This window comes from Mesorhizobium sp. M0983, assembly GCF_040318975.1.
GTDB lineage: Bacteria > Pseudomonadota > Alphaproteobacteria > Rhizobiales > Rhizobiaceae > Mesorhizobium.
Genome location: NZ_JAMYNH010000012.1, coordinates 56,235 through 80,103, shown reverse-complemented (window position 1 = coordinate 80,103; position 23,869 = coordinate 56,235). Strand labels below are relative to the sequence as shown.

Sequence of the window (23,869 nt, the reverse complement as noted above, 5' to 3'; positions counted from 1 at the left end):
AAATCATCCTTTGCGGTAGCGATGGGGCGTGAAGGGCAAGGGGTGGATGTCGACCGGGATTTTCGTCCCGCGGATATCGGCGAACAGTCTTGTGCCGGGCTTGGCAAGCGGCGTCCGGACGTAGCCCATTGCCACCGGATGACCGGCCGAGGGGCCGAAGCCGCCTGAGGTGACATGGCCGGCAGGGTTGCCGTCGGCGTCGAAAAGGGCAGCACCGGCGCGCACCGGCTGGCGGCCGTCCGGCTTCAGGCCGACGCGTTTTTGCGCCGGGCCGCGCTCCAGGATGGCGCGCAATGCATCGGCGCCGATGAACGCGCCAGAGGCGCGAACCTCCTTGGGGATGGCCCACATCAGCCCGGCGCTGGCCGGATCGATCTCCGGCGTGATGTCCAGCCCGTGCAGGCACAGTCCTGCTTCGAGCCGCAGGCTGTCGCGGGCGGCAAGGCCGATCCACATCACTCGCTCGTCCTCGAGCAACCTGGTGACGAGGGTTCGCGCGTCCGCTTCCGGCAGGCCGATCTCGAAACCGTCTTCGCCGGTATAGCCCGACCGGCTCATGAACCAGTTTTCGCGCGGCTCGATGCCGTGCATGAACACCAGCGAACCGGTCTCGATGCCGGCGCGGGAAAGGGCAGCCCATGCCTCGGGGCCCTGGATGGCCAGGAAGACGCGGTCGAGCGCGTCCACCTTCACGTCGAAATCCTCGGCAAGTTCACGCAGATGCTTTTCGTCGGCGGCGGCGTTGCCGGCATTGGCGACCATCATGAAGCGCTCGACGCCGAGCCTGGTGACGATCAGATCGTCGAGTATTCCGGCGGCCTCATTGAGGAAGAACGTGTATTTGGACTGGGAAACCTGAAGCGCGCCGGCATCGAACGGGCAGGCGCGGTTCAGAAGCGCTGCTGCGCCCGGGCCGCTGATTTCGAACAGCTTCATGTGCGAGATGTCGAACAGGCCGGCATGCTCGCGGCTGTGAAGATGCTCCTTCATCACGCCGGCCGGATAGGTCAGCGGCATCGACCAGCCGGCGAAGGCGCCGAAGCGCGCACCGGCTGCCATGTGCAGATCTTCGAGGGGAAGGTGTTTGGTGTCGTCGCCCGTCATGTCATCTCCAGAGTCGCACGCAAGCGGTCGCGAATGGCGACCAGTCCGTGCCCCTCTGTCTGAAGCCTGAGAGACTCGCGCCCCGTAACTCTGTCGGCAGCGCTTACACCTTCGGCGCGGGGGCAAGCCCCGACTTTCCAGAGTGTCTTTCCCGTCTACGGTTCTTTTGCCTGAGAGATTTCGGGCGATTTCCCCTTCGGCGGCAGCTCTCGCTGCTCTCTCCCGCAAACAGGTAGGACTCGGTTAAGAGCCCTCGACTCGTCATCCATAGCCCGTGGACGACACCTTGTCACCTGCCAGCGACATTTTTACTGGCAGTCTTCTGCGGGCCTTCTTTACAGGCAAGCCTTCGCTAACCACGCCGCTTGCCGGTTTCTCAAGACCTTGCTGATATGCCGGATAAGGGCCGGCAATTGCCGGCGGCGGGCGGGGAACAAAATGGGCGAATTGATCATGAGCGCGCCAGTGGCCGGGCTGACCTCGAAAAATCGGATCACGGCGGAAGACGTGGTCATGCTGCGCGGCGAAGTGTTCGGCGACGGCGTGGTAACGCGCGGCGAGGCCGAGGCGCTGTTTGCGCTCGACGCGACGGCGAGGGACAAATGCGCGGAATGGCTCGAGTTTTTCGTCGAGGCCGTCACCGACTTCATCGTCCACCAGGAACAGCCGGCCGGCTATGTTTCCCAGGACAATGCCGACTGGCTGATCCGGGCGATTTCGCGCGACGGCATGGATGACAGCCGAACCGAACTCGAGCTGCTAGTGCACGTGCTGGAAGTTGCCAAATCATCGCCGAGCACGCTTTCCGGCTATGCGCTGGAGCAGGTCGCTCATGCGGTCGTGGATGGCAAGGGGCCGCTGACGACCGGCGGCAGGCTTATCCCTGGGTCGATAGCCAAGGCTGAGGTCGAGCTGTTGCGCCGCATCCTTTACGCCTATGGCGGCGATGGCAACATCGCCATCAGCCGCGCCGAGGCCGAGGTGCTGTTCAAGATCAACGAGCGGACAGTGGCGGGCGACAATGATCCGTCGTGGAACGATCTGTTCGTCAAGGCGATCGCCAATTTCGTCATGTGTTCGGCCGGCTACGAAGCGCCGGTGCGCGATGTGGCGCTGCGCCGGGATGCTTTTTTCGAGCAGGCCGATCCGGAGATCGGCGGTTTCTTCAGCCGCATGGTGTCGGGTGGCCTGTCCGGCATTATGGAGGCCTATCGTTCACCGGGCGACGTCGAGGCCGAATGGGAATCGAGGAACAACGCAGCCGAGGCTCTGGCCCGCCGCGCCGAGACGGTCGATGCCGGCGAGGCGAAATGGCTAGCTGAACACATCGGCGACCGGCCGCTGCAGGAGAACGAGCGTGCGTTGCTGACGCTGATCAAGCACGCCTCGCCGGAAATCCACCCGGCGCTCAAGCCGCTGATCGACAAGGTCGCATAACAGGTCGCCAACCTATTGCTTGGCAGGTTCCGGCTTGGCGCCGGTGTCGAACCGCGACATCCATTTGAAGCTGCCGAACCAGTAGCGGCGCACGCCGCCTATGGTGCCGTCAGCGGTACGCGCGCCGATCCAGTTGTTGACGTATTGGATGAGGCGGACATCGTCCGGCCGCATGGCAAACGCCTCCGGCGTCCGCAACAGCGGACCGCCCACCATTTTCAATTTCGCGTCATAGAGCCTGGCGGCCATTTGCGGCGTTGGCGATGTGGCGACCATCGCCTGTGCGTCGCCGCCGATGATCGCGGCGAAAACATCTGAGGTATTGTCGAAAGACAGGATGGTCGCCTTAGGAAAAGCTTCCTTCGCGGCGGCTTCATCGGTGGAATTGGACAACACGGCGATCTTGTATCCCGGCGCCGCTACTGCCTTTCCCGGCCTTTTCCCAAGGCTGGCGATCGTCGCAACCATGCGGATATCGGCGGTACCGGTCTGGTTGGAGAACACCACCTCGCGTGCGCGTTCCGGCGTGCTGGCGTAGCCCGCCGCGATCATGTCGAAATCACCCTTGAGCAGTCGTGTCTTGAGGTCGTTCCAATGCACCTCGACCAGCTTCAGGTCGACGCCGAGATCAGACGCCAGCGCATTGGTCAGGTCGACATCATAGCCGGCGAACTTCCCGTCGGCCTTCTTGAGGATCCATGGCGGGTTGAGCGCCACGCCGACCGTCAGTGTCTTCTGGTCGATGATGCGCTTGAGGCTGTCATCCGCCCGGGCTGGCAGCAGCGACAAAGCCAACCAGGCAGAAAGGGCAAGTATAGTTGTGGCGATCATCTTAGCGCGCATTAATATAACCTCGCTGAGCCCGTCCGGTTGTCAGATTTACACAGAGGTGCCATTCTGTCGATAGCGGACCCTGATGGAGAGTTGCGATGTCGGCACGGATGGCGGTTAGCAGTTCGATGATGTTCCTGGTTTGCATCCTGGGCAACCCGGCGAAGCTTTCGTTGCTGCCGGCGGCAGCGCAGGCTGCGGGGGCAAAACGCATGGTCTGCTCCAGCGCCGATTACCGCTATTCCTATTGCGGGATCGATACGCGACGTGGCGTGCAGTTGACCTCCAGGCTTTCGAAGGCGCGTTGCGTATATGGTAGAAGCTGGGGCTATGACGGCGGCGGCATCTGGGTCGACAATGGTTGCTCGGCCGAATTCGCAGTCGCCGGCCCCAACCGCAATCCCTCTGCTGGCGACGTCGCTGCAGCCATTATCGTCGGCGGCGTGGTAGGCGCCATTCTCGACAACGGCAATTCGCACCGCCATCATTCCGACAATTACTATCCGAAGCCGCGCCCGCGCCGTTACGACCAATCGATCGATCCGACGCCGCAATTCGACAATCAGGGCAATCCCAACTTCGATACCCACGGCAACTACCAAGGACCGCACGGGCTGGGGAAGCTTGTTACCCCTGACGACAATCCTGATCTGAATCCGGCCCTGCGCAGCGACGGCGACGACAGCGACGACGACAGTTAGATGAGGCTTAAGTCAGGTTTCGGTCAGATGCCGCCGTACCAGTCGTAGCCATTGTCCTCCCAATAGCCGCCTCTGCCGCCGCCGACATTGGCGAAGCCGTCGACCAGCTCGATCTTGGTGAGGTATTTCGGCATTTTGTAGCCGAGCTGGCGCTCGACGCGGACGCGCAGCGGCGCGCCGTTTTCGACCGGCAACGGCTTGCCGTTGAGGCCATAGGCAAGGATCGTCTGCGGATGACGGGCATCGATCAGGTCGATCGAGCCGTAATATTTGATATCGCCGGCAAGGCTGCGGTCGATCGTATCGAGGCAGTGGAAGATGACGTAGCGCGCCTGCGGCTTGACCACCGCCTGGTCGAGCACCAGCGACAGCGGCGTGCCGGTCCATTTGGCAATGCAGCTCCAGCCCTCGACGCAGTCGTGGCGGGTGATCTGGGTGCGGCTCGGCATGTTCATCAGTTGGTCGCGGCTCAGCGACAGCGGTTTTTCGACGAGGCCGGAAACCTCCAGCCGCCAGTCGGCGAAATCGTTGGCGAGCAGGCCGTTGTAGAAATCGTCGTCGGGCGCTGTGACGCCGTTCGGCCGCTGCGGCTGGCGAATGTCGGCCTCGGTGAACTCCGGCGCCAGCGCGTCACGGCCGGCAAGCAGCCGCTGCGCCCGCCAGGTCAGGCCATTGGCGCTTTCGAGGAAACTGCGCAGGCCGTCGCCGACGCCAAGCTGGCTGTCGAAGGCATCGCAGCCCGAAAGCATGATGCCGGAAAGGCCCAAGCTGGCCGAGGTCAGGAACTTTCTTCGGCTTATCTGTAGCTTGGGGCTGATCTCGAATTTCGCCATGTCAGGCGCTCCTCTCGGGTGCTTTGTCGCCATTCGCCGGCGGGTCGGTTCGATACCAGCCGGTGATAATCGAACGCAGCTCGTTGATCGGGCCGGCGGCCAGGATCATCAGGATGTGGATGACGAAGAAGGCGACGAGCAGCAGCATCACCGTGAAGTGGATGGTACGTGCCGTCTGCCGGCCACCGAGCAGGTCGTTCAGGAATGGCAGCACCGAGTTGATGCTCGGCGACATGGCCAGGCCGGTGATGATCATCAGCGGCAGCAGCACGAACAGCACGCCGCCATAGGCCATCTTCTGCAACGTGTTGTATTCGCGCGTGTGGTGGAACCTGAACCTTGCGTGGTCGACAATGTCTCGCGGCAGCCGCCTGAAATCATCGAGGCGCGGGGCAAGATCGCGCCGCAAATGGCCGTTGATCAGACTGGCGACCAGCCAGACCAGCAGCGTGGTGGTCAGCACCCAGGCGAAGAAGAAATGAACGACGCGCGCGGTGCCGAGATCGTAGTAGGAAGGGATCGTCGCCCAGGACGGGAAGGCGCGGGAGGTCTCCTGGCCGGCCGGACCCGACCAGCCGAGCACGCCGGTGGTGTCGAAGCGCTTGCCGAAGATCTCGGTGTAGCCGCGCGGGCCGGTCACCGTGTTCTCGGCGCCGATGGCGAAGATGGTGTTGTTATAGCCAAAGCCCGACTCCTTGCCGATGTAGAGCTGTGGGCGGGCGTTAAATATTTGCAGACCGGAAAGCAGCATGAAGAACAGCGCGATCGCCCATAGCCAATGCGTCAGCCGCGTCCAGCGCGACTGCCGATAGATCAGCGTCGCATCGCTCGGCGCGGCGGTATCTGCTCCGGCGGCTTGGTTTCTGGCAAGCGATTCCATCTGGTGTTCCCTCCGGCCGCGTGTTCGCCGCGGCCTGTCAGATCTCTTCTCCTCCCAATACGTCGTCAGCTTAAGCGATGTTTCACCCGATCACGGATTTATTACGGACTGCCGAGGCTGACCGCGAGGTTGACTGCGGCTGCCACAATGACCGTGTTGAAGAAGAACGACAGGATCGAATGCACAAGCACGACACGGCGCATTTGCGAGGTCGTGATGTTGGTGTCGGCGGTTTGCGCCGTCATGCCGATCACCGTGGCGAAGTAGAGGAAATCCGAGCCTTCCGGCCGTTTGCCGCCCGGGAAGTCGAGGCCGCCGACCGGGATTTTCTTTTTGGTGTCGCCATCCATCGCATCGCCGTCCAACCAATAGAGATGCGCGTAGTGAAGTGCCGCCATCGCGTGGATGGTCAACCAGCCAAGCGGGATAGACAATAACGCCACCGTAAGCTCGACGGGATCCGCGCTCTTCTCCCTGTTGATCAATTGAAACAACGAGATGATGGCAATTGCGACCACAACCAGCGTGACCGCGAAGATGGCCAGCACCGGCAGGTCCGTGTCGCCTGCATTCTTGCGCAGATAGCTGCCAGTAAGCCGCGGCATGTGAGCGACGACAAGACAGAGATAGGCGGCAAAGAACACATTGGCGCCGATCGAATAGGCAAGCGGCGCACGCCAGATCAGCGCTGCGGCGAAGGCTGCCACGCCGATGCAGGCCGACAGCGCGAACGGCGTGTGGCGTTGCATGGGCATCCTGGTGGGGGTACCGGTCGTCATGGTTTCAGTCCGCTGAGGCGGATTTCAGCGCCCGCCGCAAGATGCGGTCAAGCTCGCCGAGAAACCGCGAGCGATCCTGCGGCGCGAAGCTCGAATTGTAGCCCTTGCTTTCGCCGGTCTCGCGCAGGTGCTGCTTGAGGTCGCGCATCGCCACCGCCATGCCGATCGTCTCAGGCGTAAACGGGCGTCCCGTCGGGCCGAGTACATGGGCGCCAAGCGCCACCGCGCGGGCAGCAAGCGGGATGTCGGCGGTCACTACGATGTCGTTGGGCCGGGCATTTTCGACAATCCAGTCGTCGGCGGCGTCCGCACCCTTGGAGACGACGACATTGCGGATCATCGGATCGCGCGATGGACGCAAGCCGCCATTGGAGACGAAGGTGACGACGATGCCGTGCCGCTCGGCGACCTTTTCGACCTCGGCCTTCACTGGGCAGGCATCGGCATCGACGAGAATAGCGGGTGCGGGCATCGTTGTTCCAAATGTGAAAGAGCCGGGCGACGTCGCCCGGCTCGATCGATGATAGTCGAGCGGCTACTAGGCCGGCAACGCGCCGGATCTCTTTGCCGTCCAGGTGGCGATATAGTCCATCAAGCCAGGATTGAGGCAGTCATAAGGCTCGAGCCCGATCGACTTCAGCTGTGACCTTATACCCTCCATGCGGCTCGGATCGACACCGGATTCGATGATCGACGAGACAAAGGCGGTGAAGCCTGGAGGCGACCAGCCATCCTCCTGGAAGCGCTCCGGATGGATGAAGGAGAGCCCCTTGAACGCGTGATCGCGCTCGACCGGGCCATGCATGTGGACGCCGCAACCCGTGCAGGCATGGCGCAGGATCAGCGCGCCCGGATCGACCACCTTCAGCTTGTCGCCGTTTTCGGTCACCGTCACGTCGCCCGTACCGGCAACCGCCACGACCGAGAACAATGCGCCTTCCGGCTTCCAGCATTTGGTGCAGCCGCAGGCATGGTTATGGGCGATCTGGCCTTTGACCTTCACCTTGACCGGGTTGCTGGTGCAGGCGCAGACCAGCGTGCCGCCGGCAAAGTCGGCCTTTTCCCGGGGCAGTCCATTGTCGATCTTAGGATGCAGTTTTTCCGGCATTTTTGTTTCCTCCCTTGGTTCTATGCTGGTTCCGTTTCGATTACCGCTTCATTCTCCATACGGTGTTCTTGCTTGACGCGCTCAACCACCTTGAGCGCCTTGCTCAGATATGTATCACGCACCAGAAACGATATTTCTTCTCTGCCACGGTCGATATCATCGAGGTCGATGCGAATGCGGTTGTTATTCCTAAGCGCTACCCAAAGATGTTCGCCGAATTGCCAGCTCTGCATACTGAGCGACTCACTGAAATTCGGATATCGGATCCGAACCCGGATCAGTACCTCCTTCAATAGACTACCACGCTCCTGATCGACTTGCCTTCATGCATAAGGTCAAAGCCCCTGTTGATGTCCTCGAGCTTCAGCGTGTGGGTGATCATAGGATCGATCTCGATCTTGCCGTCCATGTACCAGTCGACGATCTTCGGCACATCGGTGCGGCCGCGCGCGCCGCCGAAGGCGGTGCCCATCCAGGTGCGGCCGGTGACCAATTGGAAGGGTCTGGTCGAAATCTCCTGGCCGGCGCCGGCGACGCCGATGATGACCGACTTGCCCCAGCCGCGATGCGAGGCTTCCAGCGCCTGGCGCATCACCTTGGTGTTGCCGGTGCAGTCGAACGTGTAGTCGGCACCGCCGATCTGGTCGGCGCCGCGCTTGGTCATGTTGACGAGATGAGCCACGATATCGCCGTCGATCTCCTTCGGATTGACGAAATGCGTCATGCCGAATTTCTCGCCCCAGGCCTTCTTGTCGTTGTTCAGGTCGACGCCGATGATCATGTCGGCGCCGGCAAGGCGCAGGCCCTGGATGACGTTGAGGCCGATGCCGCCAAGGCCGAAGACGACAGCGGTCGCGCCTTGCTCGACCTTGGCCGTGTTGATCACCGCGCCGATGCCGGTGGTGACGCCGCAGCCGATGTAGCAGATCTTGTCGAAGGGGGCGTCGGCATTGACCTTGGCCACCGCAATCTCGGGCAGCACGGTGAAATTGGAGAAAGTCGAGCAGCCCATATAGTGGAACAGCTTGTCCTTGCCGATCGAGAAGCGCGAGGTGCCGTCAGGCATCAAGCCCTGTCCCTGCGTGGCGCGGATCGCGGTGCACAGATTGGTTTTGCGCGACAGGCAGGAGGGGCACTGCCGACATTCCGGCGTATAGAGCGGGATGACATGGTCGCCCTTCTTGACCGAGGTGACGCCCTTGCCGACGTCGACGACGATGCCGGCGCCCTCATGGCCGAGGATCGCCGGAAACAGGCCTTCCGGGTCGGCGCCCGACAGCGTGAACTCGTCGGTGTGGCAGATGCCGGTTGCCTTGATCTCGACCAGCACCTCGCCATCACTGGGGCCGTCGAGGTCGACCTCCATGATCTCCAGCGGTTTTCCGGCGGCGACGGCGACAGCGGCGCGCGTTTTCATCAGGCAATCCTCCCATGGCAGTCTGCAATCCAGGTTAGATTTAACTTACCACTCAGCTCTGCGCTATGCACGAAGCGACGTTCTGATCTCGGATTTTCGTCAGAGCTCGCCGATTTGCATCCGGGATAGGCTCCGACTTTGCCTTGACCGGCCCCCTGAAGCCCATAAAACGGGAAGCCCAGAAAAGAAGGGCAGCCGAGGGACGAGGCCTGCATGTTCACAAAGATCCTGATCGCCAACCGTGGCGAGATCGCCTGCCGCGTGATCAAGACGGCGCGCAAGATGGGCATCGCCACCGTCGCGGTCTATTCCGACGCCGACCGCGATGCCGTGCATGCCGAAATGGCTGACGAGGCGGTGCATATCGGGCCTTCTCCCGCCGCGCAAAGTTATCTGGTCCCGGAAAAGATCATCGCCGCCTGCAAGACGACAGGGGCCGAGGCCGTGCATCCCGGCTACGGTTTCCTGTCCGAGCGGGCATCCTTCTGCGAGGCGCTGGAGCAGGAAGGCATCGTCTTCATTGGCCCGAAGCCCAAGGCCATCAAGGCAATGGGCGACAAGATCGAATCGAAGAAGTTCGCCAACGCGGCCAAGGTTTCGACGGTGCCCGGCTGGCTCGGCGTCATCGAAAACGCCGCCCATGCCGAAAAGATCGCCGGCGAAATCGGCTATCCCGTGATGATCAAGGCCTCGGCCGGCGGCGGCGGCAAGGGCATGCGCATCGCCTGGAGCAAGGCCGAGGTGCGCGACGGCTTCGACCGGGCGCGCTCGGAAGCCAAAAGCTCGTTCGGCGATGACCGCGTCTTCATCGAGAAGTTCATCGTCGATCCGCGCCATATCGAAATCCAGGTGCTTGCCGACGCGCATGGCAACACGCTCTATCTCGGCGAGCGCGAATGCTCGATCCAGCGCCGCAACCAGAAGGTCGTAGAGGAGGCGCCGTCGCCGTTCCTCGATCCCAAGACCCGCAAAGCCATGGGCGAGCAGTCTGTGGCGCTGGCCAAGGCGGTCGACTACCAGAGCGCCGGCACGGTCGAATTCATCGTCGATAGCGACAAGAACTTCTATTTCCTGGAAATGAATACGCGCTTGCAGGTCGAGCATCCGGTGACGGAACTGGTCACCGGCATCGACCTGGTCGAGCAGATGATCCGCGTGGCGGCCGGCGAAAAGCTCGCCATCAAGCAGGGCGACGTCAAGCTGAACGGCTGGGCGGTGGAAAGCCGCCTCTATGCCGAAGACCCATATCGCAACTTTCTGCCGTCGATTGGCCGGTTGACGAGATACCGGCCGCCGGACGAGGGGCAATTTGGCGAAATAGTCATCCGCAACGATACTGGCGTCACCGAAGGCTCGGAAATCTCGATGTTCTATGATCCGATGGTCGCCAAGCTGTGCACCTGGGCGCCGACACGGCTTGCGGCAATAGATGCGATGTCGGAAGCGCTGGACAGTTTCGTCGTCGACGGCATCGAGCACAACATACCGTTCCTGGCGGCGCTGATGCAGCATCCGCGCTGGCGGGAAGGGCTGATATCGACCGCTTTCATCGTCGAGGAATACCCCGACGGCTTCGCGCCGATCGTGCCAGACGCCGAGGAGAAAGCGGTGCTGGCCGCGATGGCTACCGCAGTCGAACTGCTGCGCCGCGACCGGCTCGACCGGCTGGGCGGGCGGCTGGCGCCGCATTCTGGCGCCTTGAAACGCGATTGGGTGGTGAAGATCGGCCGGGATTATCTTTCGGTCGCCATCGTCGAAGGCATGATTTCCATTCCGATGGAGCTCGACCTCACAATCGACGGCGGCAAGGCACTGAGGGTGACCTCCGACTGGCGGCCGGGCGATCTCATCTGGCGCGGCACGGTCGGCGGCCGCAAAGTCGCGGCGCAGGTCAGGCCGGTGCTGAACGGGTTCCGCCTTGCCTGGAAAGGCATGTCTGTGACAGCCCGCGCCATGCTGCCGCGCACGGCCGAACTCGAAAGGCTGATGCCGGAAAAAGTGGCGCCGGACACGTCGAAGATGCTGCTCTGCCCGATGCCTGGCCTCGTCGTGTCGATCGCGGTTGCCGAGGGGCAGGAGGTCAAGGCCGGCGAGACGCTGGCTGTGGTCGAGGCGATGAAGATGGAAAACGTGCTGCGCGCCGAGCGCGATCTCATCGTATCGAAGCTCAACGCCAAGCCTGGCGACAGCCTTGCGGTCGATGCGGTGATCATGCAATTCGCGTGAGGCTGAAATCCGCCTCGGCGCCGGCCTGGGACGTTGGAGATTAGCGAAAGCCGAGGTGACGGCCAATCTCCCCCCTCGTGGGGGAGATGTCCGGCAGGACAGAGAGTGGCGCGAAGAAACGCGACCTGACAATTCGTTGGCCGCCGCAACGTATTTTGTTCTTGCTTTGTGCCGGCAGCTATGCTATTAGTCTGGGTATGGTGCTAAATGGCTCCAACGACCCGCCCGCTGTGGCGGGTTTTTTGTTTTCAGGCCTGACGTCGGCGGGACAGCGCCCCTCTCTGTCCTGCCGGACATCTCCCCCACGAGGGGGGAGATTGGCAGGTTCGGCGGTTGCTCTAAACTCACAAAGCTCCAATCGCTTCCGCTGGACTCGTGTTACCCGGTGCCGGACAATACATCTTCATCGACTGAGTCCTTGTGAGGCGGCGCGAAAAAACCATGGCGGATGAGAGACTTCCACGCGATCCCTTGCTGCGCGAGGCCTATGCGAAGGCGTCGCGGGCGGAGCAGGCGGCGCGTCGGTTCATTCATCTGCGCGTGCATTCGGCCTATTCTCTGCTCGAAGGCGCCTTGCAGCTCGGCAAGATCGTCGGCCATGCGGTGCAGGACGAGTGCCCGGCAATCGCCGTCACCGACACCAACAATCTGTTCGGCGCGCTGGAATTCGCCCAGAAAGCCGTGAAGGACGGCATCCAGCCGATCATCGGCTGCCAGATCGACCTCGCCTTTTCCGGCGAGGCGAGCGACAGCCAGCGCGACCGCAGGCGGCAAGGACCGGAGATGCGGCCCGTCGTACTGATCGCCGCAACCGAGGCCGGCTACGGCAATCTGGTCAGGCTGGTCAGCCGCGTCTACCTCGAGACACCGCCCGGCGAAGCGGTGCATCTGACGACCGAGATGCTGCAGGGCCACTCCGACGGTCTGATCTGCCTTACGGGCGGGCCGCGAGGCCCGATCGGCAATGCCTTGAAAGAGGACCGCCGCGAACTCGCCGAGACCCGGCTCCTGGCGCTCAAGGGCCTGTTCGGCGACCGGCTCTATGTCGAGCTGGAGCGCGTGTCCGGCTACGACCGCACGATCGAGCAGTCGTCGGTCGACCTCGCCTACCGCCACGATCTGCCGCTGGTTGCCACCAACGAGGCGTTTTTCTTTTCTCGTGAAGACTATGAGGCGCATGACGCGCTGATCGCCATCGCCGAAGGCTCCGTGGTTGCGGCCGACAATCGCCGCCGCCTTTCGCCCGACCACTTCCTGAGAAGCCAGGCCGATATGGCGAGGCTGTTCGCCGACCTGCCGGAAGCAATCGACAACACCGTCGAGATCGCGCTGCGCTGCTCCTACTATCCGAAGACCCGCAACCCGATCCTGCCGCGCTTTGCCGGCCGCGATGTCGCCGACGCCGAAGCGGCGGTTAAAGCGGAGGCGCAGGAGCTTGCCCGGCAGGCGCATGAAGGGCTGGACGCGCGGCTGGCGGCGCATGGGCTCACACCCGGCTACACGGCCGACCAGTATCGCGAAAGACTGGATTTCGAGCTCGGGGTCATCGAGAAGATGAAATATCCGGGCTATTTCCTGATCGTTGCCGACTTCATCAAATGGGCCAAGGCACAAGGCATTCCGGTCGGCCCGGGCCGCGGTTCGGGCGCCGGCTCGCTGGTTGCGTATTCGACGACCATCACCGACATCGATCCGCTGCGCTTTTCGCTGCTGTTCGAGCGCTTCCTCAATCCCGATCGCGTGTCGATGCCCGACTTCGACATCGACTTCTGCCAGGACCGGCGCGAGGAGGTCATCCGTTACGTCCAGCAGAAATACGGCCGCGACCAGGTCGGCCAGATCATCACCTTCGGCACACTACAGGCGCGCGCGGTGCTGCGCGACGTCGGCCGCGTGCTGCAGATGCCTTACGGCCAGGTCGACAAGCTGAGCAAGATGGTGCCGTCGAACCCGGCCAATCCGGTCAAGCTCGCCGACGCCATCGCCAACGAGCCGCGCTTTGCCGAAGAGGCCGAGCGGGAGCCGATCGTGCAAACGCTGCTCGACACGGCGCAGAAGCTGGAAGGTCTCTACCGCCACGCCTCGACGCACGCCGCCGGTATCGTTATCGGCGACCGGCCGCTGTGGGAACTGGTGCCGATGTACCGCGATCCGCGCTCGGACATGCCGGTCACACAGTTCAACATGAAGTATGTCGAGCAGGCCGGGCTGGTGAAATTCGACTTCCTTGGGCTGAAGACGCTGACCGTGCTGGACAGGGCGGTCAAGCTGATCCGCCGCCGCGGCATCGAGATCGATCTCGCCCACATTCCGCTCGACGACCCGGAAACCTACGCCATGCTGTCGCGCGGCGAGGTGGTCGGCGTGTTCCAAGTGGAAAGTGCCGGCATGCGCAAGGCGCTGATCGGCATGCGGCCCGACTGTATCGAGGACATCATCGCGCTGGTCGCGCTCTACCGGCCGGGGCCGATGGAGAACATCCCGACCTACAACGCCAGAAAGCATGGCGAGGAGGAGATGGCGTCGATCCACCCGAAGATCGACCATCTCGTCAAGGAGACGCAAGGCGTCATCGTCTACCAGGAACAGGTGATGCAGATCGCGCAGGAGCTTTCCGGCTATTCGCTGGGCGAAGCCGATCTGCTGCGCCGCGCCATGGGCAAGAAGATCCGCGCCGAGATGGACAAGCAGCGCGAGCGCTTTGTTTCCGGTGCGGTCGAGCGTGGCGTCGGCAAGCCGCAAGCCGACTTCATTTTCGACCTGCTGGCAAAGTTCGCCGACTATGGTTTCAACAAATCGCATGCTGCCGCCTATGCCGTCGTGTCGTACCAGACCGCCTATCTGAAGGCGCATTACCCGGTCGAATTCCTGGCCGCATCGATGACGCTCGACATGGGCAATACGGACAAGCTCGCCGATTTCCGCCAGGATGCGCTGCGTCTCGGCATCGAAGTGGTGGCGCCATCGGTGATGACGTCGTTCCGGGATTTCGAGGTCGGCGAGAACCGCATCTTCTATTCGCTGGCCGCGCTCAAGGGCGTCGGCGACGCGGCGGTCGAGCACATCGTCGCCACGCGCGGCGAAAAGCCGTTCAAGAGCCTCGCCGATTTCTGCGAAAGGGTAGATCCGAAGATCGTCGGCAAGCGCGTCTTCGAAAGCCTGATCATGGCTGGCGCGCTCGACTGCTTCGGCCACGACCGCGCGGCGATGATGGCCGGCGTCGAGCGGATGATGGGGCTGGCATCGCTGGCGCAGCAGAATGCCGTCACCGGCCAGCATGACATTTTTGGCGCTTCGCTTGGCGCACAGTCGCGGGCACTCAACCTGCCGGCGACCGACCCCTGGCTCGCCGCCGATCGCCTGCATCGCGAATTCCAGGTGGTTGGATTCTATCTCTCGGCGCATCCGCTCGATGAATACAAGGCGGCGCTGCAGAAAATGCGGGTGCAGACCTGGGGCGAGTTTTCGGCCGCCGTCAAACGCGGTGCTGCCGCCGGCCGGCTCGCCGGTACCGTCACCACCAAGCAGGAACGCAAGACGCGCACCGGCAACAAGATGGGCGTCGTGCAGTTTTCCGACACGTCGGGCCAGTATGAAGCGGTGCTGTTTTCGGAGGGGCTGGCACAATACCGCGACCTGCTCGAACCCGGCCGCTCGGTGGTGATCACCGTTTCGGCCGAGGACAGGCCGGAAGGCGTCAATCTGCGCATCCAGACCGTGCAGTCGCTGGAGGACGAGGCAAGCCGCATCCAGAAAGCGCTGCGCATCTTCGTCAGAAATGACGCACCGGCATCGACAATCCAATCGCAGCTTGGCCAGCGTGGCGACAGTCAGGTGAGCATCATCGTCATCAAGGAAGGCGGCGAGGGCGAGGTCGAGATCGAGTTGCCCAACCGCTACCGCGTATCGCCGCAGATCGCGTCGGCGATGCGGGCGGTGCCGGGCGTGGTCGAGGTGGAACTGGTGTAGTCAGGAAATTCGCGCCAACACTTGACTTTGGATCGCACCGCACAGCAAGTATAGCGCTCCTCGTGAACTCCGTCCTTTCACGTTTTAGACGCATATCGAAATGCAGACATCTGCTGGGGACGGAAAACCTTTCGGTCAGCTCCCTGACGGCACCGGATTGGGAGCCGTTGATCTACGCGTCACCGATATTGATCGCGCCTTGGATGTGTGGCGGGATATTGTCGGACTTTCCGTTCTTGCAAAGGAAAAGGGAAAGGTAGAATTGGGCGCTGGTGGGCGGTTGCTTGTCGTGCTCCATGCTTCTGCGCAACAACGCCTTCAGACAAAAAGCCTGGGTTTATATCACGTCGCCATCCACATTCCTTCCCGCAAGGAGTTTGCGCGTGCGGCGGCGCGACTTGGTGCAGCCGGCTATAAGCATTCGGCCTCGGACCATCTTGCGACCGAATCGATCTACCTCGCCGATCCTGACGGCAACGGAATCGAACTCACTTTCGAAACGTTCCATCGCGGACGGTTCGAAAATATCGATGGAGGAGTCCGGGCGGTCGCAGCGGACGGGTCGACGCATTCCGGCCTTGAGCCCTTGCGAATCGAAGAGCTGCTTGGAGAACTCAAGGGAGATACGTCGCTGCACGATCCTCTCCCTGTCGGGACCTACGTGGGCCATATTCATCTTCACATCGCTGATCCAAAGAAGACCACGTCCTTTTATGCTGATATACTCGGCTTCGAGGCTTGGATATGCGCGCCGCGCTTCGGCATGTATGATGCCGGAACGCCTTCACGGCGTCACATCGTGGCATACAACACTTGGGCGGGCCCCGACGCGACCCGCACCACGCCGGATACGGCCGGACTTGAGCAATTCCTGATTGAAGTGCCGACGAAGGATGCGCTCGACGGTGTGACCCGACGTTTGAACGCGGCCAATATTCCTTGGAAGAGTGATGGGAAAGCAATCCTTTCAAGCGATCCGGACGGCAATCAGCTGCGCATTGCGTTGAAGAAAGATGGAGCCCCTAGCGACAGCTCCGCGAGCACCACTGACAACGTCTGAACGCGAGGCTACAAAGCCGCAACTTCGGCCGGTTTTGTCGTCGAGCGCTGCAGATTGAGCAGATTGCCGAGCAGGATCAGCAGGGCGCCGCCGGCAGTGAAGGCGTCGATCTGCTCGTGATAGAGCAGCCATCCGATCACCGCCGACAACGGCACGCGCAAAAAGTCCATTGGCGAGATGACCGTCGCATCGGCATAGACAAGTGCGCGGGCCATGCAGAAATGCGACGACATGCCGGTAAACGCGATCAGCAGGATCCACGGCCAGAGCTCGAGCGGCGGGTTGCGCCATTCGTACAGCGCCGGGACGAGGCCAAGCACCGACTGGATGATCAGCATCCAGAAGATGATGCGCACGACGCTGTCCGTCCGCGTCAGCGACTTGACGAGGACCACCGAGACGCCGAAGCAGACCGCGGCTCCCAGCACGATAACCTGCCCCGGATTGGCCGCGCCGACGCCCGGACGCACGATGATCACCACGCCGATCAGCCCCAGCACGATTGCCGCAAGCCGTGGCCGGGAGAGCCTTTCGCCGAGGAAAACGACCGCCAGCAGGGCGGTCCAGATCGGCGTGGTGAATTCGATCGAGATCAGCACCGCAAGCGGGATCAGCGTCAGGGCGTAAAGCCAGGCAGCCTGGCCGGTATAGTGGACGACGTTGCGGGCGATATGGGCCAGCGGACGCCCGGTGCGCATCGCCGCAAAACCGCCTGACATCATGACCAGCGGCAGCAGGATGAAAAAGCCGATCACCGAGCGCAGCTCGAGCACCTGGAAGACGTTGAGCTCTGCCGTCGTGGCCCGGCCGGCGACCGACATCGCCAGGAACGAGGCGATCGACAGCGCCATCCAGAACGCGGCCTTGGGGATCGAGGGTGCGGGTACCATGCGCGCTATGTCGCAAGCCGGCGCTTTCATCGCAACCGCTAGCCGACGCATTTGACTGGGCCAGCCGTGAAGCGTTGCAAACAGTGATGTTGAAGCCGGAACCCGCCGCTGAGGGAAGCGTTGGTCCCTCAGTGTTTGCGTGCTGTGTTTGGATACCAACGAGGAGCGGTCCGATGAAATCACTCGCACGATTTGTACTTGCCGGCTGCCTGGCGGCCGGGGCCGGCGCAGCGCATGCCGACGATCCGGATTTTCTTCGCTCATTCCAGGGGAATTTCGCCGGCAAGGGCATCGTCAAGGTCACCACCGATGCGCCGACGGTGAATGTCTCCTGTCACTTCAATTCCGACGCGACGTCGAACTCATTGTCGCTCGACGGCAGCTGCCGCGGTCTTATCTTGGTGACGCGCGACATCAGCGCGGACCTCAGGTCCAGCGGGACGAAATACAGCGGCACCTATGTCGGATCGCGCACCGGGCCGGCGCAATTGAGCGGCAGCCGAAAAGGCAACGCAATCAATCTCGGCATCCGCTGGGCCAAGGAGGTCAATGGCGATCGCAAGGCGCAAATGACGGTCGAGAAGAATGGCGAGGACGGCATGCGGCTGACCGTTATCGACGTCGACCCGAAAACCGGCGAGCGCGTGATTACCAGCCGGATCGATCTGCGGCGCACTTAGCACTATCACTCCTCGATCGGTTCGGGCGGGTGCGCATCACGGCCCTTGCCGAAGGTATAGCCGGTTTCCACCGCCCTGCGGCCGAACTTGCCGCGCAGCGTGTCGATGGCGCCTTCGGCCATGGCGCGCTTGCGTGACTTGACGTCGACCAGGTCGGGCGGGTCCGCCCGGTCATCGTCGGAGAGATCGCTGACGCCAATGCCGAGCAGCCGGTATTTCGTGCCATCCGCTTCCTTGCGTAGCAGCTCGAGCCCGGTCTGAAAGATGCGGTCGGCCAGCCGGGTCGGATCGCCGAGCTGGCGATTGCGCGTGCGGATCTTGAAATCCTGGGTCTTCAGCTTGAGGACGACGGTGCGTCCGGCAATGCCGGATTTTTTCAGCCGGGCCGAGACTTTCTCCGCCAGCGCCCTCAGCACCGAAACCAGTTCCTCGACGGAGGCGATGTCGGTGTCGAAAGTGGTTTCCGCCGAGACGCTTTTCGCGTCCTGGTCGGGAACGACGCGGCGGTCGTCCTCGCCGCGCGAAAGCCGGTAGAGCCGGTCGCCCATGACGCCATAGCGGCGCATCAGGTCGCCGCGTTCCATGCGCTGCAGCTGGCCGATGGTGCGGATGCCGTCGCGCTCGAGCGTGGCGGCAAAGGCCTTGCCGACGCCCCAGATCAGCGTCACCGGCTGCTCGGCCAGGAAGCCGATAGCCTCGGCCTCGCCGATCACCGAAAAGCCGCGCGGCTTGCGGAAGTCCGAGGCCACCTTGGCCAGGAACTTGCAATAGGACAGGCCTGCCGAAACGGTGATGCCGATCTCCTTTTCGACGCTGAGAGCGAAGCGCGCCAGCACCACCGCAGGCGGCAGGCCATGCAGGCGCTCGGTGCCGGCGAGGTCGAGGAAGGCCTCATCGATCGAGAGCGGCTCGACCAGCGGCGTCAGCGCCTGCATCATGGCGCGCACCTCGCGGCCGACGCGGACGTATTTTTCCATGTCCGGCGGGAGGACCACCGCGTCCGGGCAGGCTTCGAGCGCCTTGAACATCGGCATTGCCGAGCGCACGCCATGGATGCGGGCGATATAGCAGGCGGTGGAGACGACGCCGCGCTTGCCGCCGCCGATGATCAACGGCCGGTCCTTCAATGCCGGGTTGTCGCGCTTTTCGACCGCCGCGTAGAACGCGTCGCAATCGATATGGGCAAGGCGCAGCCGGTAAAGCTCGGGATGGCGCGCAAGCCGCGGACTGCCGCAGCGCTCGCAACGGCGTGCCTCGCTGCGCTGAAAATTCAGGCAGTCGCGGCAAAAACCGTGTTCGGGATTGTTGACAGGGGCCGCCATCGCTGCGAACATAAAGAGAACAAATGCAATGGTACGTCAGGACGGACGCCACGACAAGGCGGTGGGCCGGGAGAGAGCTCATGAATACGACCATAGCGCCGCTAGTGCCCGAGCTTTGGGCGGATTTCGAAGATCTTTTCGGTAAGCAAGGCGCCTGCTACGGCTGCTGGTGCACACATTTCCGGCTGTCGCCGGCAGCGCGCCGCGCGAGCGACCGGGAGCGCAACAAGGATCATATCAAGGCGCGGATCGAGGCCGGGCCGCCGCCCGGCCTGCTGGCCTTCGAGGACGGCCGGGCAGTCGGCTGGATGCAGATCGGCCCGCGCGCCGACGTGCCCGAATGGAACAACCAGGGCAGGGGGTCGGCGCCGCTCGACCCCGCCGATGCCACCGATCCCGGCGTCTGGGCGATCTCCTGCTTTTTCATCCGCGCCAAGGCACGCGGCAGGGGCCTGTCGCACCGCCTGGTCACAGGCGGCATCGACTTCGCACGGGAAAATGGTGCCCGGCTGATCGAGGCCTGCCCGATCGATCTATCGAAGGATTCGCGCTCGATCGGGCTGTTCGTCGGCTCGTCGCGGGTCTTCGAAAAGGCCGGGTTCCAGCGATTGGTCGAGCGCAAGCCGGGCCGGCCGCTGGTGCGGCTGGTGCTTTAGGCAATGCCGCGGGCGACATCGATCCGTCCGGCTCGCCTTGCGGTTGTGATGGTAATTCCCTACCAGTGATAGAAACGGTTTGACGGCCGCGAATAAGTGAGGATCGACATGAAGCGCGTTTTGCCACTTGTTTTACTGCTTGCCTGCAGCGGACCGGCCTTCGGCCAAGCGGTCGACAGGCAAGGGGCGAAGCAGCTTTCCGACGATCTGGCGCGCTATATCGGAAAGAAGCTGTTCGATATCGGGTTCGTGAAAATTTCAGTCGACGGCGATGCCTACAAGCTCGCATTCGACTTCAAGCCAGTCACGGATTTGATGGCAAAGCAGCAAGCCTTCAAGTTCGACATCACGCCTTACTTCATCTTGGTCAAGCCGCGCAAAGATGGACACTGGGACGTTTCGGCGGACGTGTCCCCGAAGGGGTCTATCGATTTCGTTGGCCCTGAGGGGGCGCAGCACATCGACTTCTCCGTGTCGGACAACAAGTTCACCGGAGTTTATGACCCCGACCTGGCCGCTTTCGCGAGCGCAACCGGTTCGATGGCTGGCATGACGATGACCACCCGAGAGCCCAAGCAGCAGGCGGATGTCACGGTCGGTCCTGGCACTGCCGTAATAGTTTCGACCAAATCCGCAAACGGCGGCGTCGATTTCACGGTGACGGAAAAAATAACGAACTTCGCCGAAACGATCAAAGTCAACGATCCCAAAAGTGGGTTGAGTTTTCCGGCTGCTGTAAAAGCGCCTGAACTTTCTGTGGATGCGGCCGGCAAGGGTTTGCGGACAAAGCCGCTGCTCGACCTGCTTGCTTTCATCGTGGCGACTGATGATGCAGCCAAATTCAAGGCGGATGGGGCGGAGTTCAAATCGCTTCTGACGGCAGCACTGCCGTTGTGGGAGCGGATCGACGGCACCTACGGCTTCAAGGACCTTGTGGTGGAGAGTCCGGTCGGCAAGTTCGGTGCGACGCAACTGAATACCGCTGTCGGCATGGACGGCATCGCCAAGGAAGGCAAGATCAACTACGCGTTCAAGGTTTCCGGCCTGACAATACCGCAGCAGGTGCTGCCCAGCTGGAGCGTTGCGTTGCTGCCGACGGATATCGACCTCAACTTCGGCGGCGCCAACATCGATCTGGACAGCATGGCGAAGAAAACCATCGAAACCCTTGATTTCAGCAAGGATCCACCGCTGCCGGCAGATTTCGGCAACCAGATCTCCGCCGATTTCCTGGCCAAGACGCCAAAGGCCATTCTCGGACACAGCACGATCAAGAACGGCAACATCGAGATTGCGATGGAAGGCGAGATGACCTTCCCCGGCAAGAAGCCGCGTGCGGACGTGACAATCGACATCACCGGCTACGACAAGATCGTGGAGACCTTGCAGACGGCGGCGAAGACGGACCCGCAGGCCGCGCAGTATTTTACCGGCGCGCTGGCGATCAAAGGGTTTGGCAAGACGCTGCCGGACGGCCGGCTTGAATGGGTGATCAACACCAAAGCCGACGGTTCGGTGACGGTCAACGGCGCCATGCTGAAGCCGGCCGACCCCGTTGGGACGGACAACAGTGGGGAAGAGGCAACGCCATAAAGCACCAGCAGTGGCCCATCGTCTGCGGAAGGCTCTTCGATCTGCCCGCAGTCTCGGCATCGTGGCTTATGTCGAATGCTCATGATTGTCGTCGCCGAGCGGCAGTGCCCGCAACGCCTTGCCCACTGCGGCCGGCGGCGTGCCGGTTTCCTCCGAAAAACGCATCAGCGTCGGCTCGTGGGCGAGGATGAACTGCAGCACGCCGGCCAGGAAACCCGGCTCGCCGGCCGCCCGGCGGATGGAATGGGCCTCGATGCCGGTGATCGCCAGGAAGCGGGGCAGAAGTTCCGGATCGGCGGCGACGAAGCCCAACGCCTTTACGGCAATGGTTTCGGCTTCCTCGCGCATTGACGCTGCGTTTGCCATCGCTACTTTTCCTTCGTGGGGGAATCGTTCTGTTTTCGCAGTAGTGGCAAGTGTTGCCGGCAGCAAGCTCGCCGACCTGGAATCCGAACGCTTTTCCGGCGGCCGGTTTCCGTTTCGTCAATCATATTGCCGTATAGTGGGAACAGGTTTGGTGCGTGCCGACAAGGGGCGCATGACGGCACCCTTCGAGTGGAAGGCCAGCCGGGACGGGAAATCGATGCCTAAAAAGGTTATGATCGTCGAGGACAACGAGCTCAACATGAAGCTCTTTCGCGACCTGATCGAAGCGAGCGGCTACGAGACTGTGCGTACACGCAACGGCCTGGAAGCGCTGGATCTGGCGCGGCAGCACAGGCCGGACCTCATCCTGATGGACATCCAGTTGCCCGAAGTGTCCGGCCTCGAGGTGACCAAATGGTTGAAGGAGGACGATGATCTCCACGTCATCCCGGTCATTGCCGTCACCGCCTTCGCGATGAAGGGCGACGAGGAGCGCATCCGCCAGGGCGGCTGCGAGGCGTATATTTCCAAGCCGATCTCGGTGCCGCGTTTCATCGAAACCATCAAATCCTACCTGGGCGATGCCTGATGTATCTTTCCAGCCGAGCCGGAGCTTTGTGACATGACCGCGCGGATCCTGGTCGTCGACGATATCCCAGCCAATGTCAGGCTGCTGGAGGTTCGGCTGCTCGCCGAATATTTCGAGGTTCTGACCGCCACCAACGGGCCGGATGCGATCGAGATCTGCGAGAACGGCAAGGTCGACGTCGTGCTGCTCGACGTGATGATGCCCGATATGGACGGGTTCGAGGTCTGCCGGCGGCTGAAGGGTGATCCGGCGACATCGCACATCCCGGTCGTGATGATCACCGCGCTCGACCAGGTTTCGGACCGGGTGCGCGGCCTCGAGGCCGGCGCCGACGATTTTTTGACCAAGCCGGTCAACGATCTGCAGCTGATGACGCGCGTCAAGAGCCTGGTCAGGCTGAAGTCGCTGACAGACGAGCTGCGGCTGCGCGCCTCGACGACGCGCAATATCGGCATCGAGGAGCTTTTGAGCCGCAACTTCGCGGCCGACGACGCGGTGCCGAAGGTGCTGCTGGTCGATGAGCGCAAATCCTCCTTCGAGCGCATCCAGAAGATGCTGCGCGGCAGTGCCGATCTCGACGTCGCCACCGATCCGCATGCCGGTTTCTTTCAGGCTGCCGAGTTGCCCTACGAATGCGTGATGATTTCGACGGCCTTCGCCGATTTCGACCCGCTGAGGCTCTGCTCGCAATTGCGCTCGCTCGATCGCACCCGTTTCCTGCCAATCATCCTTCTGGCGGACGAGGGCGAGGAGGGGCGCATCATCCGCGGCCTCGAACTCGGCATCAACGACTATCTGATGCGGCCGATCGACCAGCAGGAGCTGACCGCGCGGCTGCGCACGCAGGTGCGCCGCAAGCGCTACAACGACCAGCTTCGCGCCAGCGTCACCCAGACCATCGAGATGGCGGTGACCGATGCCCTGACCGGCCTGCACAACCGCCGCTATCTCGACAGCCATCTGCAGACGCTGTTCGACCGCGCCGTGGCACGGCGCCGGCCGCTGTCGGTGATGATCACCGATCTGGACCGCTTCAAGACCATCAACGATGCGCATGGCCATGACGGCGGCGATGACGTGCTGCGCGAATTCGCCCGGCGGTTGCGCAAGAATGTGCGCGGCATCGACCTTGCCTGCCGCTTCGGTGGCGAGGAGTTCGTCGTGGTGATGCCCGACACGGACGGTGCGGTAGCCGAAAAGGTCGCCGAGCGCATTCGCGCCGAAATCGCCCAACTGCCGTTTGCCGTCGGCGCAGAAGGAAAGGCCATCGAAGTCACCGTCAGTGTCGGCGTGTCGTCGGTGCTGAAAGGGGTGGACACGGTCGCGGCGCTAATGAAACGCGCCGACCTCGCGCTCTACGAGGCCAAGAGCGGCGGCCGCAATCGCGTCGTCGCCAAGGCGGCATAGCCCGGACACCAATTAGCCAGT

The 23,869-nt window shown here is 62.5% G+C and carries 22 protein-coding genes and 1 riboswitch; of the genes, 10 read left to right on the top strand and 12 right to left on the bottom strand.

Features of this window, described 5'->3' with window-relative positions; genetic code table 11:
• Positions 1-3: 3 nt before the first annotated feature.
• Positions 4-1,104 (bottom strand): glycine cleavage system aminomethyltransferase GcvT, encoded by a 1,101-nt coding sequence (gene gcvT, locus NKH71_RS21520; protein ID WP_352895319.1) that lies wholly within the window; start codon positions 1,102-1,104, stop codon positions 4-6.
• 148 nt (positions 1,105-1,252) lie between these two features.
• Positions 1,253-1,339: riboswitch (glycine riboswitch) on the bottom strand.
• A gap of 203 nt (positions 1,340-1,542) precedes the next feature.
• On the opposite strand from gcvT, the gene NKH71_RS21515 reads away from it, so the two are divergent.
• On the top strand, positions 1,543-2,541 hold the full coding sequence (locus tag NKH71_RS21515; RefSeq protein WP_352495366.1) for a hypothetical protein: 999 nt from the start codon (positions 1,543-1,545) through the stop codon (positions 2,539-2,541).
• Positions 2,542-2,553: 12 nt separating this feature from the next.
• Here the strand turns inward: NKH71_RS21515 and NKH71_RS21510 are convergent, their stop codons facing one another.
• Positions 2,554-3,372 (bottom strand): transporter substrate-binding domain-containing protein, encoded by an 819-nt coding sequence (locus NKH71_RS21510; protein WP_352586979.1) that lies wholly within the window; start codon positions 3,370-3,372, stop codon positions 2,554-2,556.
• A gap of 98 nt (positions 3,373-3,470) precedes the next feature.
• On the opposite strand from NKH71_RS21510, the gene NKH71_RS21505 reads away from it, so the two are divergent.
• Complete coding sequence (locus NKH71_RS21505) at positions 3,471-4,073, top strand: DUF3011 domain-containing protein (RefSeq protein ID WP_352495364.1); 603 nt, start codon at positions 3,471-3,473, stop codon at positions 4,071-4,073.
• Positions 4,074-4,096: 23 nt separating this feature from the next.
• On the opposite strand, the gene NKH71_RS21500 is transcribed toward NKH71_RS21505, so the two are convergent.
• From NKH71_RS21500 to NKH71_RS21470, 7 genes are all read right to left on the bottom strand, one after another.
• The gene (locus tag NKH71_RS21500) at positions 4,097-4,906 is read right to left on the bottom strand and encodes a molybdopterin-binding protein (RefSeq protein WP_352495363.1); all 810 of its coding nucleotides are present in this window, start codon (positions 4,904-4,906) and stop codon (positions 4,097-4,099) included.
• A 1-nt stretch (position 4,907) separates the two neighbouring features.
• Positions 4,908-5,786 (bottom strand): cytochrome b/b6 domain-containing protein, encoded by an 879-nt coding sequence (locus NKH71_RS21495; protein ID WP_352792022.1) that lies wholly within the window; start codon positions 5,784-5,786, stop codon positions 4,908-4,910.
• A gap of 101 nt (positions 5,787-5,887) precedes the next feature.
• Entirely contained in the window at positions 5,888-6,565 is a 678-nt protein-coding gene (locus tag NKH71_RS21490; protein WP_352482182.1) for a DUF1345 domain-containing protein, read from the bottom strand.
• A 4-nt stretch (positions 6,566-6,569) separates the two neighbouring features.
• Positions 6,570-7,037, bottom strand: a complete 468-nt coding sequence (locus NKH71_RS21485) for a YaiI/YqxD family protein (protein ID WP_352482183.1) — start codon at positions 7,035-7,037, stop codon at positions 6,570-6,572.
• A gap of 66 nt (positions 7,038-7,103) precedes the next feature.
• Positions 7,104-7,673: an S-(hydroxymethyl)glutathione synthase gene (gfa, locus tag NKH71_RS21480; RefSeq protein WP_352792021.1), complete on the bottom strand. Its 570-nt coding sequence runs from the start codon at positions 7,671-7,673 to the stop codon at positions 7,104-7,106.
• 20 nt (positions 7,674-7,693) lie between these two features.
• Positions 7,694-7,966: a hypothetical protein gene (locus NKH71_RS21475; protein ID WP_352792020.1), complete on the bottom strand. Its 273-nt coding sequence runs from the start codon at positions 7,964-7,966 to the stop codon at positions 7,694-7,696.
• Entirely contained in the window at positions 7,963-9,090 is a 1,128-nt protein-coding gene (locus NKH71_RS21470; protein WP_352792019.1) for an S-(hydroxymethyl)glutathione dehydrogenase/class III alcohol dehydrogenase, read from the bottom strand. Before NKH71_RS21470 ends, NKH71_RS21475 begins: the two co-directional genes overlap by 4 nt.
• 213 nt (positions 9,091-9,303) lie before the next feature.
• On the opposite strand from NKH71_RS21470, the gene NKH71_RS21465 reads away from it, so the two are divergent.
• The 3 genes from NKH71_RS21465 (at position 9,304) to NKH71_RS21455 (ending at position 16,345) form a co-directional block, all read left to right on the top strand.
• Entirely contained in the window at positions 9,304-11,316 is a 2,013-nt protein-coding gene (locus tag NKH71_RS21465) for an acetyl-CoA carboxylase biotin carboxylase subunit (protein WP_352792018.1), read from the top strand.
• A 441-nt stretch (positions 11,317-11,757) separates the two neighbouring features.
• Positions 11,758-15,285, top strand: coding sequence for a DNA polymerase III subunit alpha (gene dnaE / locus NKH71_RS21460; protein WP_352814555.1), 3,528 nt, complete (start codon positions 11,758-11,760; stop codon positions 15,283-15,285).
• A 100-nt stretch (positions 15,286-15,385) separates the two neighbouring features.
• Positions 15,386-16,345, top strand: coding sequence for a VOC family protein (locus tag NKH71_RS21455; RefSeq protein WP_352789168.1), 960 nt, complete (start codon positions 15,386-15,388; stop codon positions 16,343-16,345).
• Between the two features lie 8 nt (positions 16,346-16,353).
• Here the strand turns inward: NKH71_RS21455 and NKH71_RS21450 are convergent, their stop codons facing one another.
• Positions 16,354-17,235 (bottom strand): DMT family transporter, encoded by an 882-nt coding sequence (locus tag NKH71_RS21450; RefSeq protein ID WP_352789264.1) that lies wholly within the window; start codon positions 17,233-17,235, stop codon positions 16,354-16,356.
• Between the two features lie 173 nt (positions 17,236-17,408).
• Between NKH71_RS21450 and NKH71_RS21445 the strand changes: the two genes are divergently transcribed.
• The gene (locus NKH71_RS21445) at positions 17,409-17,915 is read left to right on the top strand and encodes a hypothetical protein (protein WP_023720119.1); all 507 of its coding nucleotides are present in this window, start codon (positions 17,409-17,411) and stop codon (positions 17,913-17,915) included.
• Between the two features lie 5 nt (positions 17,916-17,920).
• Here NKH71_RS21445 and NKH71_RS21440 read toward each other — a convergent pair whose 3' ends face one another.
• The gene (locus NKH71_RS21440) at positions 17,921-19,249 is read right to left on the bottom strand and encodes a DNA polymerase IV (protein WP_023720118.1); all 1,329 of its coding nucleotides are present in this window, start codon (positions 19,247-19,249) and stop codon (positions 17,921-17,923) included.
• Between the two features lie 68 nt (positions 19,250-19,317).
• Between NKH71_RS21440 and NKH71_RS21435 the strand changes: the two genes are divergently transcribed.
• Both NKH71_RS21435 and NKH71_RS21430 read left to right on the top strand, forming a co-directional pair.
• A complete protein-coding gene (locus NKH71_RS21435; protein ID WP_352855391.1) occupies positions 19,318-19,893 on the top strand; it encodes a GNAT family N-acetyltransferase in 576 nt (191 codons plus the stop codon).
• A 108-nt stretch (positions 19,894-20,001) separates the two neighbouring features.
• Complete coding sequence (locus NKH71_RS21430; protein WP_352789174.1) at positions 20,002-21,486, top strand: hypothetical protein; 1,485 nt, start codon at positions 20,002-20,004, stop codon at positions 21,484-21,486.
• Positions 21,487-21,552: 66 nt separating this feature from the next.
• Here NKH71_RS21430 and NKH71_RS21425 read toward each other — a convergent pair whose 3' ends face one another.
• The gene (locus tag NKH71_RS21425; RefSeq protein ID WP_023720115.1) at positions 21,553-21,852 is read right to left on the bottom strand and encodes a DUF3572 domain-containing protein; all 300 of its coding nucleotides are present in this window, start codon (positions 21,850-21,852) and stop codon (positions 21,553-21,555) included.
• A 172-nt stretch (positions 21,853-22,024) separates the two neighbouring features.
• Between NKH71_RS21425 and NKH71_RS21420 the strand changes: the two genes are divergently transcribed.
• Together NKH71_RS21420 and NKH71_RS21415 are read left to right on the top strand one after the other, a co-directional pair.
• A complete protein-coding gene (locus tag NKH71_RS21420; RefSeq protein WP_348625950.1) occupies positions 22,025-22,441 on the top strand; it encodes a response regulator in 417 nt (138 codons plus the stop codon).
• A gap of 33 nt (positions 22,442-22,474) precedes the next feature.
• Complete coding sequence (locus NKH71_RS21415; RefSeq protein WP_352586987.1) at positions 22,475-23,848, top strand: PleD family two-component system response regulator; 1,374 nt, start codon at positions 22,475-22,477, stop codon at positions 23,846-23,848.
• The last annotated feature ends 21 nt before the right edge of the window (positions 23,849-23,869 follow it).